The 17,309-nt window shown below is 59.2% G+C and carries 15 protein-coding genes and 2 pseudogenes; 7 read left to right on the top strand and 10 right to left on the bottom strand.

The window, feature by feature from the left end; genetic code table 11:
- From ABJ99_RS16130 to glcD, 5 genes and pseudogenes are all read right to left on the bottom strand, one after another.
- Positions 1 to 653, bottom strand: a pseudogene (locus tag ABJ99_RS16130) (IS630-like element ISPsy1 family transposase); the annotation flags it as partial.
- A 229-nt stretch (positions 654 to 882) separates the two neighbouring features.
- Positions 883 to 1,290: a heme-binding protein gene (locus ABJ99_RS16125; protein WP_054086655.1), complete on the bottom strand. Its 408-nt coding sequence runs from the start codon at positions 1,288 to 1,290 to the stop codon at positions 883 to 885.
- A 36-nt stretch (positions 1,291 to 1,326) separates the two neighbouring features.
- Positions 1,327 to 2,559: a glycolate oxidase subunit GlcF gene (gene glcF / locus ABJ99_RS16120; protein ID WP_054086654.1), complete on the bottom strand. Its 1,233-nt coding sequence runs from the start codon at positions 2,557 to 2,559 to the stop codon at positions 1,327 to 1,329.
- Between the two features lie 3 nt (positions 2,560 to 2,562).
- Positions 2,563 to 3,621 carry a glycolate oxidase subunit GlcE gene (glcE, locus tag ABJ99_RS16115; RefSeq protein ID WP_054086653.1) on the bottom strand — a complete coding sequence of 353 codons (1,059 nt, stop codon included), beginning with the start codon at positions 3,619 to 3,621 and terminating at the stop codon, positions 2,563 to 2,565.
- Positions 3,621 to 5,120: a glycolate oxidase subunit GlcD gene (glcD, locus tag ABJ99_RS16110; protein WP_054086770.1), complete on the bottom strand. Its 1,500-nt coding sequence runs from the start codon at positions 5,118 to 5,120 to the stop codon at positions 3,621 to 3,623. The genes glcE and glcD overlap by 1 nt, the downstream gene beginning before the upstream one ends.
- A 161-nt stretch (positions 5,121 to 5,281) precedes the next feature.
- Between glcD and ABJ99_RS29905 the strand changes: the two are divergent.
- The 3 genes and pseudogenes from ABJ99_RS29905 to ABJ99_RS16095 all read left to right on the top strand — a co-directional run.
- Positions 5,282 to 5,387 (top strand): annotated as a pseudogene (locus tag ABJ99_RS29905) (maleylacetoacetate isomerase); the annotation flags it as partial.
- A 299-nt stretch (positions 5,388 to 5,686) separates the two neighbouring features.
- A complete protein-coding gene (gene hppD, locus ABJ99_RS16100) occupies positions 5,687 to 6,778 on the top strand; it encodes a 4-hydroxyphenylpyruvate dioxygenase (protein ID WP_054086651.1) in 1,092 nt (363 codons plus the stop codon).
- A gap of 72 nt (positions 6,779 to 6,850) precedes the next feature.
- Complete coding sequence (locus ABJ99_RS16095) at positions 6,851 to 7,939, top strand: DUF3616 domain-containing protein (protein ID WP_054086650.1); 1,089 nt, start codon at positions 6,851 to 6,853, stop codon at positions 7,937 to 7,939.
- Positions 7,940 to 7,970: 31 nt separating this feature from the next.
- Here ABJ99_RS16095 and ABJ99_RS16090 read toward each other — a convergent pair whose 3' ends face one another.
- The gene (locus tag ABJ99_RS16090) at positions 7,971 to 8,777 is read right to left on the bottom strand and encodes an IclR family transcriptional regulator (RefSeq protein ID WP_054086649.1); all 807 of its coding nucleotides are present in this window, start codon (positions 8,775 to 8,777) and stop codon (positions 7,971 to 7,973) included.
- Positions 8,778 to 8,915: 138 nt separating this feature from the next.
- Between ABJ99_RS16090 and hmgA the strand changes: the two genes are divergently transcribed.
- Entirely contained in the window at positions 8,916 to 10,220 is a 1,305-nt protein-coding gene (gene hmgA, locus ABJ99_RS16085; RefSeq protein WP_054086648.1) for a homogentisate 1,2-dioxygenase, read from the top strand.
- On the top strand, positions 10,220 to 11,515 hold the full coding sequence (gene fahA / locus ABJ99_RS16080; RefSeq protein ID WP_054086647.1) for a fumarylacetoacetase: 1,296 nt from the start codon (positions 10,220 to 10,222) through the stop codon (positions 11,513 to 11,515). Before hmgA ends, fahA begins: the two co-directional genes overlap by 1 nt.
- A gap of 18 nt (positions 11,516 to 11,533) precedes the next feature.
- Here fahA and ABJ99_RS16075 read toward each other — a convergent pair whose 3' ends face one another.
- Positions 11,534 to 12,148, bottom strand: a complete 615-nt coding sequence (locus ABJ99_RS16075) for a TetR/AcrR family transcriptional regulator (protein WP_054086646.1) — start codon at positions 12,146 to 12,148, stop codon at positions 11,534 to 11,536.
- A 195-nt stretch (positions 12,149 to 12,343) separates the two neighbouring features.
- Here ABJ99_RS16075 and ABJ99_RS16070 point away from each other — a divergent pair, with 195 nt between their 5' ends.
- Positions 12,344 to 13,435: an MBL fold metallo-hydrolase gene (locus ABJ99_RS16070; RefSeq protein WP_054086645.1), complete on the top strand. Its 1,092-nt coding sequence runs from the start codon at positions 12,344 to 12,346 to the stop codon at positions 13,433 to 13,435.
- A 113-nt stretch (positions 13,436 to 13,548) separates the two neighbouring features.
- On the top strand, positions 13,549 to 14,484 hold the full coding sequence (locus ABJ99_RS16065) for a LysR family transcriptional regulator (protein WP_054086644.1): 936 nt from the start codon (positions 13,549 to 13,551) through the stop codon (positions 14,482 to 14,484).
- A gap of 215 nt (positions 14,485 to 14,699) precedes the next feature.
- Here the strand turns inward: ABJ99_RS16065 and ABJ99_RS16060 are convergent, their stop codons facing one another.
- From ABJ99_RS16060 to ABJ99_RS16050, 3 genes are all read right to left on the bottom strand, one after another.
- On the bottom strand, positions 14,700 to 14,849 hold the full coding sequence (locus ABJ99_RS16060; protein WP_007251246.1) for a hypothetical protein: 150 nt from the start codon (positions 14,847 to 14,849) through the stop codon (positions 14,700 to 14,702).
- A 120-nt stretch (positions 14,850 to 14,969) separates the two neighbouring features.
- Positions 14,970 to 15,647: a type 1 glutamine amidotransferase domain-containing protein gene (locus ABJ99_RS16055; protein ID WP_054086643.1), complete on the bottom strand. Its 678-nt coding sequence runs from the start codon at positions 15,645 to 15,647 to the stop codon at positions 14,970 to 14,972.
- Positions 15,648 to 15,813: 166 nt separating this feature from the next.
- A complete protein-coding gene (locus ABJ99_RS16050; protein ID WP_054086642.1) occupies positions 15,814 to 17,031 on the bottom strand; it encodes an aldose 1-epimerase family protein in 1,218 nt (405 codons plus the stop codon).
- Positions 17,032 to 17,309: the final 278 nt, after the last annotated feature.

Below are 17,309 nucleotides of genomic sequence, written 5' to 3'. Positions count from 1 at the left end.
TCCAGAGCAGCAAACAGCGAAGTCGTCCCGTGACGCTTGTAATCGTGCGTACGTGTCGCAGGATTTCCGGGCGCTAAAGGCAGTCCAGGTTGCGTACGGTTCAGCGCCTGGATCTGGCTTTTCTCATCAACACATAACACCAGTGCTCTATCAGGCGGGTTCAAATAAAGACCCACGATATCCTGCACTTTGTCGACGAAAAGCGGATCGGTAGAAAGTTTGAACGTTTTTTCCAGGTGAGGCTTGATCCCGAAGGCATGCCAGATACGCATCACGCTGGCCGGGGATATTCCTGTTTCCCGACTCATTTGCCGGGTACTCCAATGGCTGGCGTCTTCGGGTTTGCCCTTCAGAACCTGATCAACCACCTTCTGTACTTGTTCATCGCTGATCGTGCGCGGGCGACCCGAACGATGTTCATCGTTCAGACCAACCAATCCCCATTTTGAAAAGCGCGTGCGCCACCGCGAGACCACGTCCTTGCTGACGTTGAGGCGCTGGGCAATGAAATTTCCAGATTCTCCCTCTGCGCACGCCAGGATGATTTGGGCACGAACACAGGCATCCTGCGCGCCCTTACGCTGCTTAACGCGGCGTATAAGCTCTGCTTTTTCGGCTTCGGACAAGACAATGACAGTCGCTGGTCGGCCCATATAAATGCTCAGCTCTCACGAGTTGGTTTCAAATGAGCATAGACTATATTTTCATTGGTACTTGTGAAACACCACACTAGGTTTTGTACGAAAAGTATTGCCGCATACAACGTAGGCTGCCGGCCAGCGTGACCNAAATGCTCAGCTCTCACGAGTTGGTTTCAGATGAGCATAGATCATATTTTCATTGGTACTTGTGAAACACCACACTAAGGAGCGATGTGAACCATCAATCAGCATTCAGCGCGGCGATACCTGCTCTGGCGACCTGGGCATCCTGCTCGGCTTTCACGCCGGAAACACCCACTGCACCGACGATCTGGCCGTCAACGATGACCGGCACGCCGCCTTCCAGTGAGGTCAGCAGCGGGGCACTGAGGAACGCAGTGCGGCCACCGTTGACCATTTCCTCGTAGCCTTTGGACTCGCGTTTGCCAAGTGCCGAGGTGCGGGCTTTTTCAATAGAGATGTAGCTGCTGATCGGCGCGGCATTGTCCAGGCGCTCGAAGGCCAGCAGGTGGCCACCGTCGTCGACGATTGCGATGGACACTGCCCAGCCATTGGCCTGGGCTTCATCACGCGCAGCACCGAGCATCAGGCTGACTTCGGTCTGGGTCAGAACGGCTTTGATTTTCATGAGGGTTCTCCGCAGCAGGGGTTATTCAATAGGAGTTCAGCGCGTTTCAGGAGTGCCAATGGCCTCGTCAATCAGCTCGATCCAGTGCCGCACGGGCGTTCGGTCAGCGCTTGCCAGATGAGCCTGGCAGCCGATATTGGCGGTGGCGATGACCTGTGGGTTACCGCTTTCCAGCGCGTTCAGGCGGTTGTCGCGTAACTGGCGTGCCAGCACTGGTTGCGTGATCGAATACGTGCCAGCTGAACCGCAGCATAGATGACCGTCCGGCACGCAGGTCAGGTTGAAGCCCAGCCGGAGCAGAACCCGCTCGACCTCGCCGCCTAGTTTCTGTGCGTGCTGCAAGGTGCATGGGCAGTGAAAGGCCAGTCGTGTGTCCGTCCTCAGCCCAAGGGCCTCCAGCGGTTCGTCGCGCAATACTTCGACCAGATCCTTGCTCCGGGCACTGATCAGAGCGGCCTTGTCTGCATAGAGCGGATCGTCGCGCAACAGGTGGCCGTAATCCGTGATGAACGCTCCGCAGCCGCTGGCGGTCTGGATGATGCTTTCGGCACCGTTTTCGAGGGCTGGCCACCAGGCGTCGATCGTGCGTCGCGCGCGCTCGAGGCCGGCTTCCTGCGCATTCAGATGGTAATCCACCGCGCCGCAGCAGCCTGCCGTACTGACCGGACTGACGCTGATGCCCAGGCGGTCCAGCACCCGCGCAGTTGCTGCATTGGTATTGGGCGACAGACCGGGCTGCACGCAGCCTTCAAGCAGCAGCACCCGCCGAGCGTGCCGTGGCACCGGGCGCAGACCGGCGGCGGGCGTGGTTGCAGGCAGCTTGTCTTTCAGATTGCCCGGCAGCAGGGGGCGAAAGGTGTTGCCCAGCCCGATCAGCGCCTTGAACAGCCCGGCGTTGGGCACAACCCGGCGCAAGCCTTCGCGCAACATTCGCTGGCCTGTCGAGCGTGGCACGAGGGCATCCACCGCAGCGCGTCCGATGTCCAGCAGGTTGTGATAATCCACACCGGACGGGCAGGTGGTTTCACAGTTGCGACAGCTCAGGCAGCGGTCGAGGTGCAACTGGGTTTTCTCGGTGACTTCGTGGCCTTCCAGCACCTGCTTGATCAGATAGATCCGGCCGCGCGGACCGTCCAGTTCGTCGCCCAGCAATTGATACGTGGGACAGGTGGCGTTGCAGAAACCGCAATGCACGCAACTGCGCAGGATGCGCTCGGCTTCTGCGGCGCGGGGCAGGGTTCTGGCGTGGTCGCTCAAGGTGGTCTGCATGCTTCAAAGCTCCGCGTACAGTCGGCCGGGGTTGAAAATGCCCTGCGGGTCGAGCCGGGTCTTGAGCGCCTGGTGGTAGCGCAGCAGCGGCACGGCCAACGGCTGAAAAGGGCTGTCGACATGGTTGTGGCGGTAACAGGTCGCATGCCCGCCAACGCTGGCCGTCAGGGTTCGAATGGTTTCGCTCTCGGCATCCGATTTCAGCCAGCGTTGCGCGCCGCCCCAATCGATCAGTTGCTCACCGGGCAAACTCAGCATGCCGGTGTCGGCAGGCAGGCTAATACGCCATAGCGGGCGAGGGTCCTGAAAAAACGTCAGGCGCTGCTCGTTCAGTTGCTGCCAGTACCCGGTATCGATCAGTTCACCACCCAGTCGCTGATGCGCAGCCGCCACCGAGCCTTCGCCGCCTTCAAGGCGCAGCCGTAGCACCCGGCCGTCGTGGCTGGCAGCGCTGATCGGCATGGGTTGCTGAGCCCATTCAGTCAAGCAGGCGAGGGCGCGGGCGCTGTCCATCTCCAGGGCGATGCTGTTGCACAGACGGGGTTTGGGCAGCACTTTGAGGGACACTTCGGTCAATAGCCCAAGGCAGCCAAAACTGCCTGTCATCAGCCGCGAAACGTCATACCCCGCCACATTCTTCATCACTTCACCGCCAAAGCGCAGGTGCTTGCCAAGACCGGTGATCACCCGCGTGCCCAGCACGAAATCGCGTACCGATCCGCTCCATGGGCGGCGCGGTCCTGACAGCCCGGCAGCGACCATGCCGCCGAGCGTCGCCATGCCGAAATCGGGTGGCTCGCACGGCAGCATCTGGCCCGCTGCGTCCAGCGCCTGCATCAGTTCGTTCAATGGCGTACCGGCGCGGGCGGTGATGACCAGTTCGGTGGGGTCGTAACTGACGATGCCTCGGTGCTCGCGGGTGTCGAGTGGCTCGCCGCTCACCGGGCGCCCGAGAAACGCTTTGCTGTTGCCGCCCTGAATGCGCAGCGGCTTGTCGTCGCGCAACGCCTGACTGACCTGTTCGATCAGTATCCGGCTGGCGTCCTGGTCTGCTGTGCTCATCAGAAACGCTCCAGTTCAGGGAACGGCAACTGACCGGCATGGACGTGCATGGCGCCGAATTCTGCGCAGCGCTGCAAGGTCGGAATGTTTTTGCCGGGATTGAGCAGGCCGCTGGCGTCGAACGCTGCCTTGATCGCATGAAAAAAGGTCAGCTCGTCGCTGTTGAACTGTGCGCACATCTGATTGATCTTTTCGCGCCCGACCCCGTGTTCCCCGGTGATGCTGCCGCCGACCTTGACGCACAGCTCCAGAATCCTGCCGCCCAATACCTCGGCACGCTCCAGTTCGCCGGGTTGATTGGCGTCGAACAGGATCAGCGGGTGCATATTGCCGTCACCGGCATGAAACACATTGGCGACGCGCAGGCCGTATTGATCGGAAAGCTCACTGATGCCGCGCAACACACCCGGCAGTTCGCGCCGCGGGATGGTCCCGTCCATGCAGTAATAGTCGGGCGAAAGACGCCCGACGGCCGGGAAGGCGTTCTTGCGTCCGGCCCAGAAACGCACCCGCTCGGCTTCGTCTCTGGCCTGCCGCACCTCGGTGGCACCCGCGCGCTCCAGCACCTTGCGAACGCGTTCGCAATCGGCGTGCACATCGGCTTCGACGCCATCGAGTTCGCACAGCAGAATGGCTTCGGCATCGACCGGATAACCGGCGTGGATGAAGTCCTCGGCCGCGCGGATCGACAGATTGTCCATCATCTCCAGCCCGCCGGGAATAATGCCTGCCGCGATGATGTCGGCCACCGCGCGCCCGGCCTTCTCGACCGAGTCGAAGGCGGCGAGCAGCACTTTGGCCACCTGCGGGCGAGGCAGCAGTTTGACAGTGACTTCAGTGATGATGCCGAGCATGCCTTCAGAGCCGGTAAACAATGCCAACAAGTCAAATCCCGGCGAATCCAGCGTGTCGCCGCCCAAGGTCATGGGCTCGCCTTCAATCGTCAGGATCTCGACCTTGAGCAGGTTGTGCACGGTCAGCCCGTATTTCAGGCAGTGCACGCCGCCGGCGTTTTCCGCGACGTTGCCGCCGATGGAGCAGGCAATTTGCGAGGACGGGTCGGGTGCGTAATACAGGCCGTGCGGCGCGGCCGTCTGGGAAATGGCGAGGTTGCGCACGCCGGGTTGTACGCGTGCGAGGCGGGCCGCAGGGTTGATGTCGAGGATCTGGTTGAAGCGCGCCATGACCAGCAACACGCCTTTTTCGAGCGGCAGCGCGCCGCCTGACAAGCCCGTGCCCGCGCCGCGTGCCACCACCGGAACACCGCGTTGATGGCACAGCTTGAGCAACGTTTGCACCTCTTCGACATGGCGGGGCAAGACCACCAGCATCGGCGTACTGCGATAAGCCGACAACCCGTCGCATTCGTAAGGCCGCAGCTCTTCGGGGCGGTACAGGATATCCAGATCGGGCAACAGGCGCTGCAGGTCATGCAGCAACTGGTGCTTGTCGACAGCAGGCAGCACGCCATCGATGCGTTCGTCGTACAGAATATTCATCAGGCCCCCAAGCATTATTTTTATCGGGTCAACCCATCCTAGCTCATTCAGCGTGCGGCCAGAGTTGACAGCCTTACAGGGATCGCGCAATTTACGCATGACGTAATAGGGTTACGAAAAATAACAGCAGTCAGCACCCGTGCGTTCAGCAGGCGACCTCCGTGGACCTTTTTACGTATTACCGATCAACCTCCAGCCATCGCGTGCTTATTGCGCTGGCGCTGAAAGGGCTGGATTACGCCGCGATCCCGGTCAACCTGATGCGTGGCGCCGATGTTTACCTGTTGCCTCAGCTGTACGCGGCGCGTCGTTACGGTGCAGGGCTGGAGGCATATTCGCGTATTCAGAGGGTCGAGCGCCTGGTCATGCAGCATCCGGCCTTCAGCAAGCGCATCCTGATGCACAATCGGACAAGCCGGAGTAGGCTGTCCTCATGAAGATTCTTGGTCTGCAACTGATTTTCGGTGATTTCCTCGCTCGCAGCGTGCGAGGGATTCCGTGTGCGCCGCCCGCAGGACAGTGATTGCGTCGTTTATTCACCCTCACTTTCCTGCAAGGAGCCAGTCATGGCTGATCTTTACGAAGCTGACAAGTACGAGAATCCGATGGGCCTGATGGGCTTTGAATTCATCGAATTCGCGTCACCGACCCCCGACAACCTCGAACCCGTGTTCCAGATGATGGGCTTTGCCAAGGTCGCTACCCACCGTTCCAAGGACGTGACCCTGTATCGCCAGGGTGCTATCAACCTGATCCTCAACAACGAGCCGCACAGCCTGGCGTCATACTTTGCCGCCGAGCACGGGCCTTCGGTGTGTGGCATGGCGTTCCGTGTCAAGGACGCTCAAAAGGCCTACAACCGTGCGCTGGAACTGGGCGCGCAACCGCTGGAAATCGCCACCGGGCCCATGGAGTTGCGTCTGCCGGCCATCAAGGGCATTGGCGGCGCGCCGTTGTACCTGATCGATCGGTTTGGCGAAGGCACGTCGATCTATGACATTGATTTCAATTTCATCGAAGGCGTCGACCGCCATCCCGTCGGCGCAGGTCTGAAATTCATCGACCACCTGACCCACAACGTGTATCGCGGGCGCATGGCGTACTGGGCGAACTTCTACGAAAAACTGTTCAACTTTCGTGAGCTTCGTTACTTCGACATCAAGGGCGAATACACCGGCCTGACCTCCAAGGCCATGACCGCCCCGGATGGCATGATCCGCATTCCGTTGAACGAAGAGTCATCTAAAGGCGCCGGGCAGATCGAAGAGTTTCTGATGCAGTTCAACGGTGAAGGCATTCAGCACGTCGCCTTCTTCACCGATGACCTGATCAAGACCTGGGACGCGCTGAAAGCCACCGGCATGCGCTTCATGACCGCGCCGCCGGATACCTATTACGAAATGCTTCAGGGACGCCTGCCCGATCATGGTGAGCCGGAAGCCGAACTCAAATCCCGCGGCATCCTGCTGGACGGCTCGTCCGAGGGCGGGGAACGCCGGCTGTTGTTGCAGATATTCTCCGCCACCCTCATGGGGCCGGTATTCTTCGAATTCATCCAGCGCAAGGGCGACGACGGCTTTGGTGAAGGCAATTTCAAGGCACTGTTCGAATCCATCGAACGCGACCAGATCCAGCGCGGTGTGCTGACGCCGGATTGACTGGCCCAAGAGCTTTAGCCCGGCTGCCTTTTGTTTCGCGCCCTGTCGCTTTTACCTGAAAGGAGGACATTCATGCTTAAACGGACTGCGCTATTGCGTTTCGATCCAGCGCTTGTCTCATTGCGCGACGGCATTTCGGCAGCTCAACGGATGGGTGCCACGCTCTGGATCGCCAACGATGAAACCACGAGCCTGGAACGGCTGACCGTTAGAAATGCTGCGCCAGGTGAGGAGGTGATATGCGATGAGCACCGATCATTTTCACTCATCGAGTATTTGAAGTTACCGATACCGAAGCCGGACGCGGAGATCGATATCGAGGGGCTGGCCTATGATCAGCGCACGGGTTACCTCTGGGTGACGGGCTCCCATAGCCTGAAACGCAAGAAGGCCAAAGCCGGCAATCCCGCGCAGAAGAATATCAAGCAGCTATCGACAGTGGAGGCAGATGGCAATCGTTATTTGTTAGCCCGCATCCCGGTGGTTCAGGAGGGCGACAGCTATGTACTCGCCAAGAAGGTGGAGACCGATGCGCGAACAGCCGCGCAACTGAACGGTAATGAATTTGGCAATGACTTGATCAAGGAAATTGCAAAAGACGATCAACTGAAGGATTTTCTGCGCATTCCCGGTAAAGACAATGGCTTTGATATCGAAGGGCTGGCGGTCATCGGTTCGCGCCTGTTGTTAGGGTTGCGTGGCCCGGTACTCCGCGGTTGGGCCATCATTCTGGAGATCGAACCCGAACTGAACAAAGACTCGACTGATACGCTGGTGCTCAAAAAGATTGGTCCAGACGGGCGCAGATACCGTAAACACTTTTTCGAACTGAATGGCCTGGGCGTGCGTGACCTGTGCTTCACTGGCGACGACTTGCTGATTCTGGCGGGTCCGACCATGGAGCAGGACGGTCCGGTAAAAGTCTTTCGCTGGCGCGGTGGCTTTGCCGGCGAAGAGAGCGTGATCTTCTCGGATCAATTGCAACTCGTGATGGAGGTGCCTTTCGGGCAAGGCGTCGATCATGCCGAGGGCATGTGCCTGTTCGGCACGGATGAACAGGCCGGCGATGAGCTGCTGATTGTCTACGATGCTGCCGCGCCGAGTCGCAAGCGTGGTGACACGGATGTAGAAGCGGACTTGTTTACGCCAAATCAGCTTTAACCGTTGCAATCGAAGAAAGCCGTCCTCGCATTCAGCTTATTTTCTGATAACCAGCGGGACGGCTACCCCCCATACGCTCACTGATCGCCACCGCCGTCTCCAGAATGCGCCTGGCCGCCAGGCTCTGCGCCTCATCATTCAGCACTGACCCCGGTCCCACCACCGTAATCACGCCCGCCAACTTGTTGCCCATAGCAAACAATGGAGACGACGCCGCGTTGATACCCGGCATCAGCATGCCTTGAATCTGGTGGACGCCGTTACTGCGGATCTGCTCGATGTGGCGTTCGATTTCGCGTAATTGACCGGCACCCAGATGCGGCGTTTCCTGCTTGCGCAGCAGCGCAGTTTCACCCTCGGCCAGAAAGCTGTCGAACACCAGCCCGGTCGACGAACTGAGCAACGGCAGTACCGAGCCGATTTGCGTCACCAGCGTCACTGCACCGGTCGACGGCTCGACATAGACCACGGTCGGGCCTTTGTTGCCCCACACCGCCAGAAAACAGGTCTGATTCAGTTCGTTGCGCAGGTTGGCCAGCCAGGGTGCCGACACTTTCAGCACATCCAGCTTGCCCAGCGACGCCAGGCCGACCTGCAACGCCTCGCGCCCCAGCCCGTAATGGCTGTTGACGGCATCCTGCTCGGCAAAGCCGCTGGCGATCAACGCCTGCAGGTAGCGATGCACCTTGCTGGGCGGCATGCCCACGTGCTCGGCAAGTTTCGACAGGGAAGTGGAGGGTGACAACTCAGCCAGCGCCTTGAGCACACCCAGGCCGACTTCGGCAGCCTGAACCTTCTGCTGGCGTCCGCCGGCCGGGCTTTCGGTTTCTTGAGTCATGGGAGCACTGCGCCAGTCTGGAAAGGCAGCTTTATAGCTTGACCGGCCGTCAAACTCAAATTACGTTAAACGTAACCAACTTACGGAAAGTGGAATTTCACCCGTCGCCGTGTGACCGAATAACAACAAGAGGTTCAGATGGCCATTCATTCCAGCGCCGACGCACTGATCTACCAGTCGGGTTTTGGCAACCAGTTCAGCAGCGAAGCTTTGCCAGGCGCATTGCCGGTGGGCCAGAACTCGCCACAACGGCATCCGCTCGGGCTCTACGCCGAGCAATTCTCAGGCACTGCGTTCACCGTCGCGCGCAGCGAAGCCCGGCGCACATGGCTGTACCGGATCAAACCTTCGGCGGCGCATCCGCGCTATCAGCGCATGGACCGGCAAATCGTCGGCCATGCCCAGGGCCCGATCAATCCCAACCGCTTGCGCTGGAACGCTTTCAATATCCCGGCCGAGCCCACGGATTTCATTGATGGTCTGATTTGTCTGGCCAGCACCTCGGCGGCCGATCAGGCCGACGGTGTCAGCGTGTATGTCTACGCAGCCAACACCTCGATGCAACGAGCCTTTTTCAATGCCGATGGCGAGTGGCTGATTGTGCCGCAGCAAGGGCGGCTGAGAGTCGTCACCGAGCTGGGCCTGCTGGACATCGAACCGCTGGAAATAGCCGTGTTGCCGCGCGGCCTGAAATTCAGCGTGCAATTACTCGACAGCTTTGCGCGCGGTTATCTTTGCGAAAACCATGGCAGTGCATTGCGCCTGCCGGAACTCGGGCCGATCGGCAGCAATGGCCTGGCCAACCCGCGTGATTTCTTGAGCCCGGTGGCCTGGTTCGAAGAGTGCGACGAGCCGCTGCCACTGGTGCAGAAATTCCTCGGCGAACTGTGGGTGACGCAACTGGAGCATTCGCCATTCGACGTGGTGGGCTGGCACGGCAACAATGTGCCGTACAAGTATGACCTGCGGCGTTTCAATACCCTTGGCACGGTCAGCTACGATCACCCGGACCCATCGATCTTCACCGTGCTGACCTCGCCAGGCGTTGTTCACGGGCAAGCCAACATCGATTTCGTGATCTTCCCGCCGCGCTGGATGGTGGCCGAGAACACCTTTCGCCCGCCGTGGTTTCATCGCAACCTGATGAACGAGTTCATGGGCCTGATCGACGGCGCCTACGACGCCAAGGCCGAAGGCTTCATGCCGGGCGGCTCGTCGTTGCACAACTGCATGAGCGCCCATGGGCCGGATAATGTCACGGCCGAAAAAGCCATCGCGGCCGACCTGAAACCGCACAAGATCGAAAACACCATGGCCTTCATGTTCGAAACCGGCAAAGTGCTGCGCCCCAGCCGCCACGCGCTGGACTGCCCGCAATTGCAGACTGATTACGATGCCTGCTGGAACGGCATGGCCAGGACGTTCAATAAGGAATCGCTTTGATGAGCAGCTCTTCGAATCGGCGCAGCTGGGTAGCGTCAGCCAACGGTCACGATGACTTTCCATTGCAGAATCTGCCGTTGGGCGTGTTCAGTCACAATGGCGCTGAGCCGCGTGGCGGTGTGGCGATTGGTGATCTGATTCTCGACCTGCGTGCCGCTGTAAGTGGTGGTTTTTTTCAGGGGGCCGCCGCTGAAGCCGCCGAGGTCGCGAGCCGTGATCAACTGAATGATTTCTTCGCGCTGGGCGCTGCCGCGCGCAAGGCGCTACGCTCGGCACTGCTGCAATTGCTGGATGAAGACAGCCCGCAGCGCGCAGACCTGCAAGCGGCAGCGGATGTGCTGCTGCCGATGCGCGAGTGTGCCATGCACCTGCCTGCGCGGGTTGGTGACTACACCGATTTCTATGTCGGGATTCACCATGCGCTGAACGTCGGCAAACTGTTTCGTCCGGACAACCCGCTGTTGCCCAACTACAAGTACGTGCCTATCGGGTATCACGGCCGGGCGTCCACCCTGTGCCCGTCCGGAACATCGATCAAGCGGCCTGACGGGCAGACCCTGCCGCCCGGTCAGCAGATTCCCGAATTCGGTCCGTGCAAGCGACTGGATTACGAACTGGAACTGGGCGTGTGGATCGGCGCCGGCAATGCGCAGGGCGAGGCCATTGGCATCGATCACGCAGCCGAGCATATCGCCGGATTCTGCCTGCTCAACGATTGGTCGGCGCGCGACATACAGGCCTGGGAATACCAGCCGTTGGGGCCGTTTCTGTCCAAGAGTTTTGCGACCACGCTTTCGCCCTGGGTGGTGACTGCCGAAGCCCTCGAACCGTTTCGCAGCCCCCAGCCGCCGAGACCCGAAGGCGATCCGCAGCCGCTGGCGTACCTGCTCGATCAGAACGATCAGCTAGAGGGCGCGCTGGATATCGAACTGGAAGTCCTGCTGCTCACCGAACGCATGAGCGCGCTGGGGATGGCGCCGCATCGACTGGGGCTGAGCAACTCGCTGAACATGTACTGGACCGTTGCGCAGATGGTTGCGCACCACAGCGTCAACGGCTGCAAGCTGCAACCGGGCGACTTGCTCGGCACGGGCACCTTGTCCGGCCCGCAACCGGGTCAGTTTGGCAGCCTGCTGGAGATGACCGAAGGGGGCAAACACATGATCACCCTGCCGGGTGGCGAGCAGCGCACGTTTTTGCAGAATGGCGACGAAGTGATCCTGCGTGCGCGCTGCCATCGGCAAGGGCAGGTGTCGATAGGCTTTGGCGAGTGCCGGGGCTCCGTGCTGGGTTGAACCAGCGTTCGTGGCGTATCAGCGGGTTATTTCATACCAGCCGAGGAACATGTTCAGGGCCGATTCAACGACATTGTCCTGCTCTGCGGGGGACAGCAATGGCGCGTTGAACGTGACCTGCGGCCAGAATGCGAAGGACTTGAGAAGAGCGTGCATCTGCGTGGCTGCAAAGCCCGGTTCGACGGGCTTCAGACGACCGTCCTTTTGCGCAGCGCGAATCCAGGCGCTGAAGGTTTCTTCACGCTCATTGATGCGGGCCATCCACACCTGCGCCCGCTCGGGCGAATGAATGGTGGCGCCGACCACGACCCGAGCCAGATCAATGAAACTGCTGTTGGTGAGGTTGCGCATCTTGCCCCATAACAAGTCTCGCAGTTGCTCGCGCAGCCCGGTTTCTGCGCGATAGATCACTTCCGATTGCGGCGGGGCGCAGTTCCACAGACGCTGGAGCATTTCCGCAAACAGCTCCTCCTTGCTGGGAAAATGATTGTAGACCGTCCGTTTGGAAACCTCAGCCCGCGCCGCGATGCGATCCATGCTGGTAATCTCGAAGCCACGATCACCAAACTCGGCAATGGCTGCCAGAACAATGGCTTCGCGTTTCTGATCGGTAAGGCGCATGGGTGCGGTCATAGGTTCGCTTCAAACGTGCGTTTAGAGAAAATTACACTCAGCAGTTTACTTGTCGCCAAGGATCATGCAAGCTTAAAACTACACCGTGTAGTGTAAAGCACTGTTACATATTTTTCATCGGACATCCTGCAACGGGATTCACGTACAAAGTATGCACGGCTGGAGCCTCAACCTGTCCCCAGGAGTCAGCAAATCATGGCCTCGACCCATCAGAAAAAGGATGTCTCTTCACTGCCTGTCCTGTCTCGGCACGAGGGGCGCTACCGCAATCATGCGCCTGTGAAGCCGCTGGGGTTTTTCCGCACGCTCGGTATTTTCTGGGACCAGACGTTCAACAAACCCAAGGACACGCGCCCGGCAGGCGAGATTCCGGTGCAGCCGCTGTCGCGTCAGCAATTGCTTGCGGCACCGAACAACACGGTGTATCGCCTTGGTCACTCGACCGTGCTGCTCAAACTGCGAGGCCGCTTCTGGATCACCGACCCGGTGTTTGCCGAGCGCGCGTCGCCCGTGCAGTGGGCGGGGCCGCAGCGCTTTCACCAGCCGCCGATCAGCCTGCAAGACCTGCCGCCGATCACCGGGGTGATTCTTTCGCACAATCATTACGATCACCTCGACCGCATGGCGATCAAGGCGCTGACCGACAAAACCGAGCACTTCCTGGCACCGCTGGGCGTGGGCGACACGCTGATCGAGTGGGGCGTGCCCGCGCACAAGGTCCGGCAACTCGACTGGTGGCAGTCCACCGAGATTGAAGGCCTCGAGTTTGTCGCCACGCCTTCGCAGCATTTCTCCGGACGTACGTTGCTCGACAGCAACCGCACACTGTGGGCGTCGTGGGTGATGATCGACGGTGATCAACGTATCTTTTTCAGTGGTGACACCGGCTATTTCGACGGTTTCAAGACCATTGGCGAGCAGTACGGACCGTTCGATCTGACACTGATGGAAACCGGTGCCTATAACGTGCAATGGCCTCAAGTGCACATGCAGCCTGAAGAGACCCTGCAGGCGCACCTGGATTTGCGCGGTCGCTGGTTATTGCCGATTCACAACGGCACGTTCGACCTGGCGATGCATGCCTGGCACGAGCCGTTCGACCGGATTCTGGCACTGGCCTGGGAGCAGAACGTAGCGATCACCACGCCGATGATGGGCCAGCCGTTCTATGTGCAGTTCCCGTGTCGCGGCATGACCTGGTGGCTGGGTGTCGATGAGGTCGTCGAGCCCGATGCGCAACGCACCGACACGGCCAAGTCTTGCAGTTGTCGTCGGCAGAATGCCTGAAGACGCTGTCGAAAGGCTGTACCGGTTTGTCGAAAGGGCAGCGTGATTGCCTTTTGATGCTATCTTGCTCGTGCAGACCTGATCCTCCGATCGCAGCGCCAACGAGATGCCTCATGCTTAACAGTAATGCCTTGCGAAAGCTGGACATGCAGGACCTGATGGTCTTTGTTTCGGTTTATGAGCAGCGCAATCTGACCCTGGTCGCCGAGGCGTTGCAGGTCAGCCAGTCGACGGTCAGTTACTGCCTGAAGAAGCTGCGCGCCAACTTCGAAGATGACCTGTTCATCAGCACCCGCAACGGCATGCGCCCGACCCGCAAGGCACTGGCCATGCTCGATCACGTGCAGCAGATCCTGCGCACCGTCAATCTGTGTCATGACGGCCTGAAGCTGTTCGACCCGACCCGTCGGCAGACCACCTTCAATGTCTGCGCACCCGAGTATTTCGAGCTGCTGGTGTTACCGCACCTGATGCGCGACTTCGTGGCGGCGGGCTTCTCGGTTACGGTCAATGTGCAGACGCTGGACAGACAACTGCCGATCGAGCAGCTCGATGACGGTCGCGTCGATCTTGTCCTGTGCCTCGGTCCAGGCTTCCACCAGGTGCCCGAAAGCCTGCTGTCGCTCGTACTGTTGGAAGATGACCTGGTGGGTGTCATGGACACACGGTTCGCGCCGCAGAGTGCGCTGCTCGACACGGCAACCTTCGTCAAGCGAAGCCATGTGTACCCCAGACCGTGGATTTCCGACAGCAACATGGTCGAAGACTGGTTGCAGCGGCAGGGGCTGGAGCGCGAAATCGTCGCCCGCGCCAACAGTTACCATGAGGCGCTGCAATTGCTGGAAGGCACGGATTTTATCCTGGTATTGCCACGGCGCATCCAGACTCTGCTGGGTAACGAACCATGGGTTTCGGTTTTCGAACTGCCGCCTGACCTGACCGGTTTCAGTCTGGACATGGTCTGGAGTGCCCAGGCTGATCAGGAGGAGGCCAACGGCTGGTTACGCGAGCAAATCGTGAAAGTCTGTGCCGAACGCGGATTGCTTTGAGCAATTGTGTGAGCAGACGGGCGACGCTTCGCCTGTCCGCGAACTGCGTTAATGTGGGAGTGGACTTGTCCGCGAACTGCCGGGAACCGGCAGCAAANGAAATGACCGGTTTCAGGGCCGCTTCGCAGCCGTCGTAACCTCCTGAAAGCTCCCACGCCCTCCGGGCAGAAGCCCGTTCTTTGAACGCTTCAGGACTTATGCATAGCAACCAGCGCTCAATTACCAGATTTGTCTTTCTGCGGGTCAGGTGAGGTCGCAGGTCGCGCCTGTTCACCTTGTTGATTGAGTTCTTTGTTTTTCTCGCCCACTTTGCCAGCGTTTTCCGGCTTGTGGTCGAGGTCTTCGCGTGTGGATTCATCTTTCATGACTGTTCTCCAGAAGGTTGGGCTATCCGGATATTGGGCTGTGGGCGCTCAGCATGATTCGATTTATATGACGCGCGGTCCGGTGTGGTCACTCCAGGCACCGAACCGCGCAAAAACGCCTCAGCCCAGCAGGGTCAACACGTCTTTGGCTGCCTGTGCAGAGCTGGCCGGGTTCTGTCCGGTGACCAGTTTGCCATCGGTCAGCACGTGAATGCTCCAGTCGTCACCTTTGGAGTAGTCACCGCCCAGCTCCTTGAGGACATCTTCGACCAGAAACGGTACGACCTCGGTCAGGCCAACCGCTTCTTCTTCGGTGTTGGTAAAACCGGTAACGCGACGGCCCTTGACCAGCGGTTCGCCATTTTGCGCTTTGACCTTACGCAGAACGCCGGGTGCGTGGCACACCAGACCATGCGGCTTGTCAGCCTTGGCGAATGCTTCGATCAGCGCAATGGAGTGCGGGTCTTCAGCCAGGTCCCACAGCGGGCCGTGACCGCCCGGATAGAACACTGCATCGAAATCGGCGGCGTTGACCTCAGAGAGCAGACCCGTATTGGCCAGCACTTTCTGAGCATCAGCATCTTTGGCGAAACGCTCGGTTTCAGCGGTCTGAGCATCAGGCTCGTCGCTTTTCGGGTCCAGCGGCGGTTGGCCGCCTTTGGGCGAAACCAGCGTGACCTCAGCGTTCGCGTCCTTGAACACGTAGTACGGTGCGGCAAACTCTTCGAGCCAGAAACCGGTTTTCTTGCCGGTGTCGCCCAGTTGGTCATGGGACGTCAAAACCATCAGGATTTTCATATTCATGCTCGTCTTTGAAGGGTTGAGAGGGTGTAGACAGGCGAAAATCTCAAGTGTTGTGAGAATTTTTACAGCCTGAACGAACAAGGCCGGATTTCGACGCAGGGGTTCGCGTCAACATCCGGCCTTGTCTTGATGAGCAGCGCTGAGCAGCTTCAGGCGTCGATCATTGCTCTTTGGTCAGGTCCACCAGCGGCTCTTTGCGGACTTCGGTCTCGCGTCCGTCCTGGATCGTCTTGATCTGTCCAAGCGCCTTGTCGACTGCACCTTTGTCAGCCAGCAAGCTGTAGCTGATCTGGAACTGACGCTGCTCCTTGGGCGCAATGGTCGGCACCAGATTCAACGGGCGCTGGAAGCGGCGGTTATAGGAAAAACTGGTGCCGGGTTCCAGCCCGGTCACGTAGCCCTGGCCTTTGGTGTCGGTGTTTTTCCACAGCGAGAACACCGGCAATTGTTTGGTGTTGAAACCCACAGCAACGCCCAGGCTGCCCGCCTTGTTGTGCAGCACCGTCAGCGTGTCACCCTTGGCATCGCCATAAGGCACGACGTTGTAGACCGTTTCGTCATAGTCCGGCGTCGGTGCGCGATAGGTCTGCCAGTCACCCAGATCACCCTTGGCTTTCTCGTTGAACGGCGACACCTGCTTGACCGGTGCCTCGAAGCGCGCGCCTTGTTCAAGGAACGGCGTGCTGAAATTGCTGTGGTACAGCGCCTGATATTCCTTCGGATAGTCGCCGTTGTTGGTCAGCGTGTCGTTGAGCGAGAAACTCGTGCTGCCCGGTTCGGTGACCAGCTCGGTTTGCACCGAGAAATCGACTTTCTTGAACGCCTGCTCTTTCAGCTCACCCTTGAGGCGAATCGCGTAAGGCGGTTTCTCGTCAATCTGCAACGTCACCTTGCTGGCCGGAATATTGGCCGCGCGACCGTGCAGGGTCAGCAACTCGCCGTTATCCATGCCCGGATGGCCGACCCATTCATAGCCGCAGCGGGTCACCAGCTCATTGAAACCCTCCAGCCAGCCCAACCCGCCACGCCCGTTGAGCTCGATGAAGGCCGGATTGACCACATCCTTGACCGGCGAATCCCACCCCATGCGCACATCGCCAACCGACGCCTGCAACACATTCATGCCACGCGTCGGCACCACTGACAGCTTCATCGTGCCATTGTCGATATCGATAATGCTCACACCTTCCTGCCGCCCGCCATGCAACGTACGCATCGTGATGATGAACGGTTTGTCAGTCTTGACACCCAATTGCTGACTGGTGATCTGCTGATTCTGCGCAGCCTTGTCAGTGTCGAGCAGCACATAATCCCAGGCAAAAACACTGGAAGCGGCAGTCAACGCACCGAGGCCTGCGAGCAGGGGAAGGGATTTCATGGCGGTGGTCCTTCTGAAATTATTGGAATTATGATTTTTGCGGACTTCGTTCATCGAACAGTTAAACGATTCAGCAATCGATTGAGTCTAGCCAAAATGGTAGCGGCTGTGGAGTGGTATTTCAGAGTATGTGCCGGTATGCATATACAGAAATGCCTTTGTACGTGCTTTTCAACCACGATGGTACTGACAACGCAGATTTCGACGTCAGTGACGGCTGGATAGTCGATCGTTGTGCCGCCAGGCAGTTGCCACTGAATGCTTTTGATGTGCTTTTC

The organism is Pseudomonas syringae pv. cilantro (assembly GCF_001293775.1).
Lineage (GTDB): Bacteria > Pseudomonadota > Gammaproteobacteria > Pseudomonadales > Pseudomonadaceae > Aquipseudomonas > Aquipseudomonas syringae_P.
The sequence above is the reverse complement of the archived record's forward strand: the minus strand, read 5'-3'. Positions and strand labels throughout refer to the sequence as shown.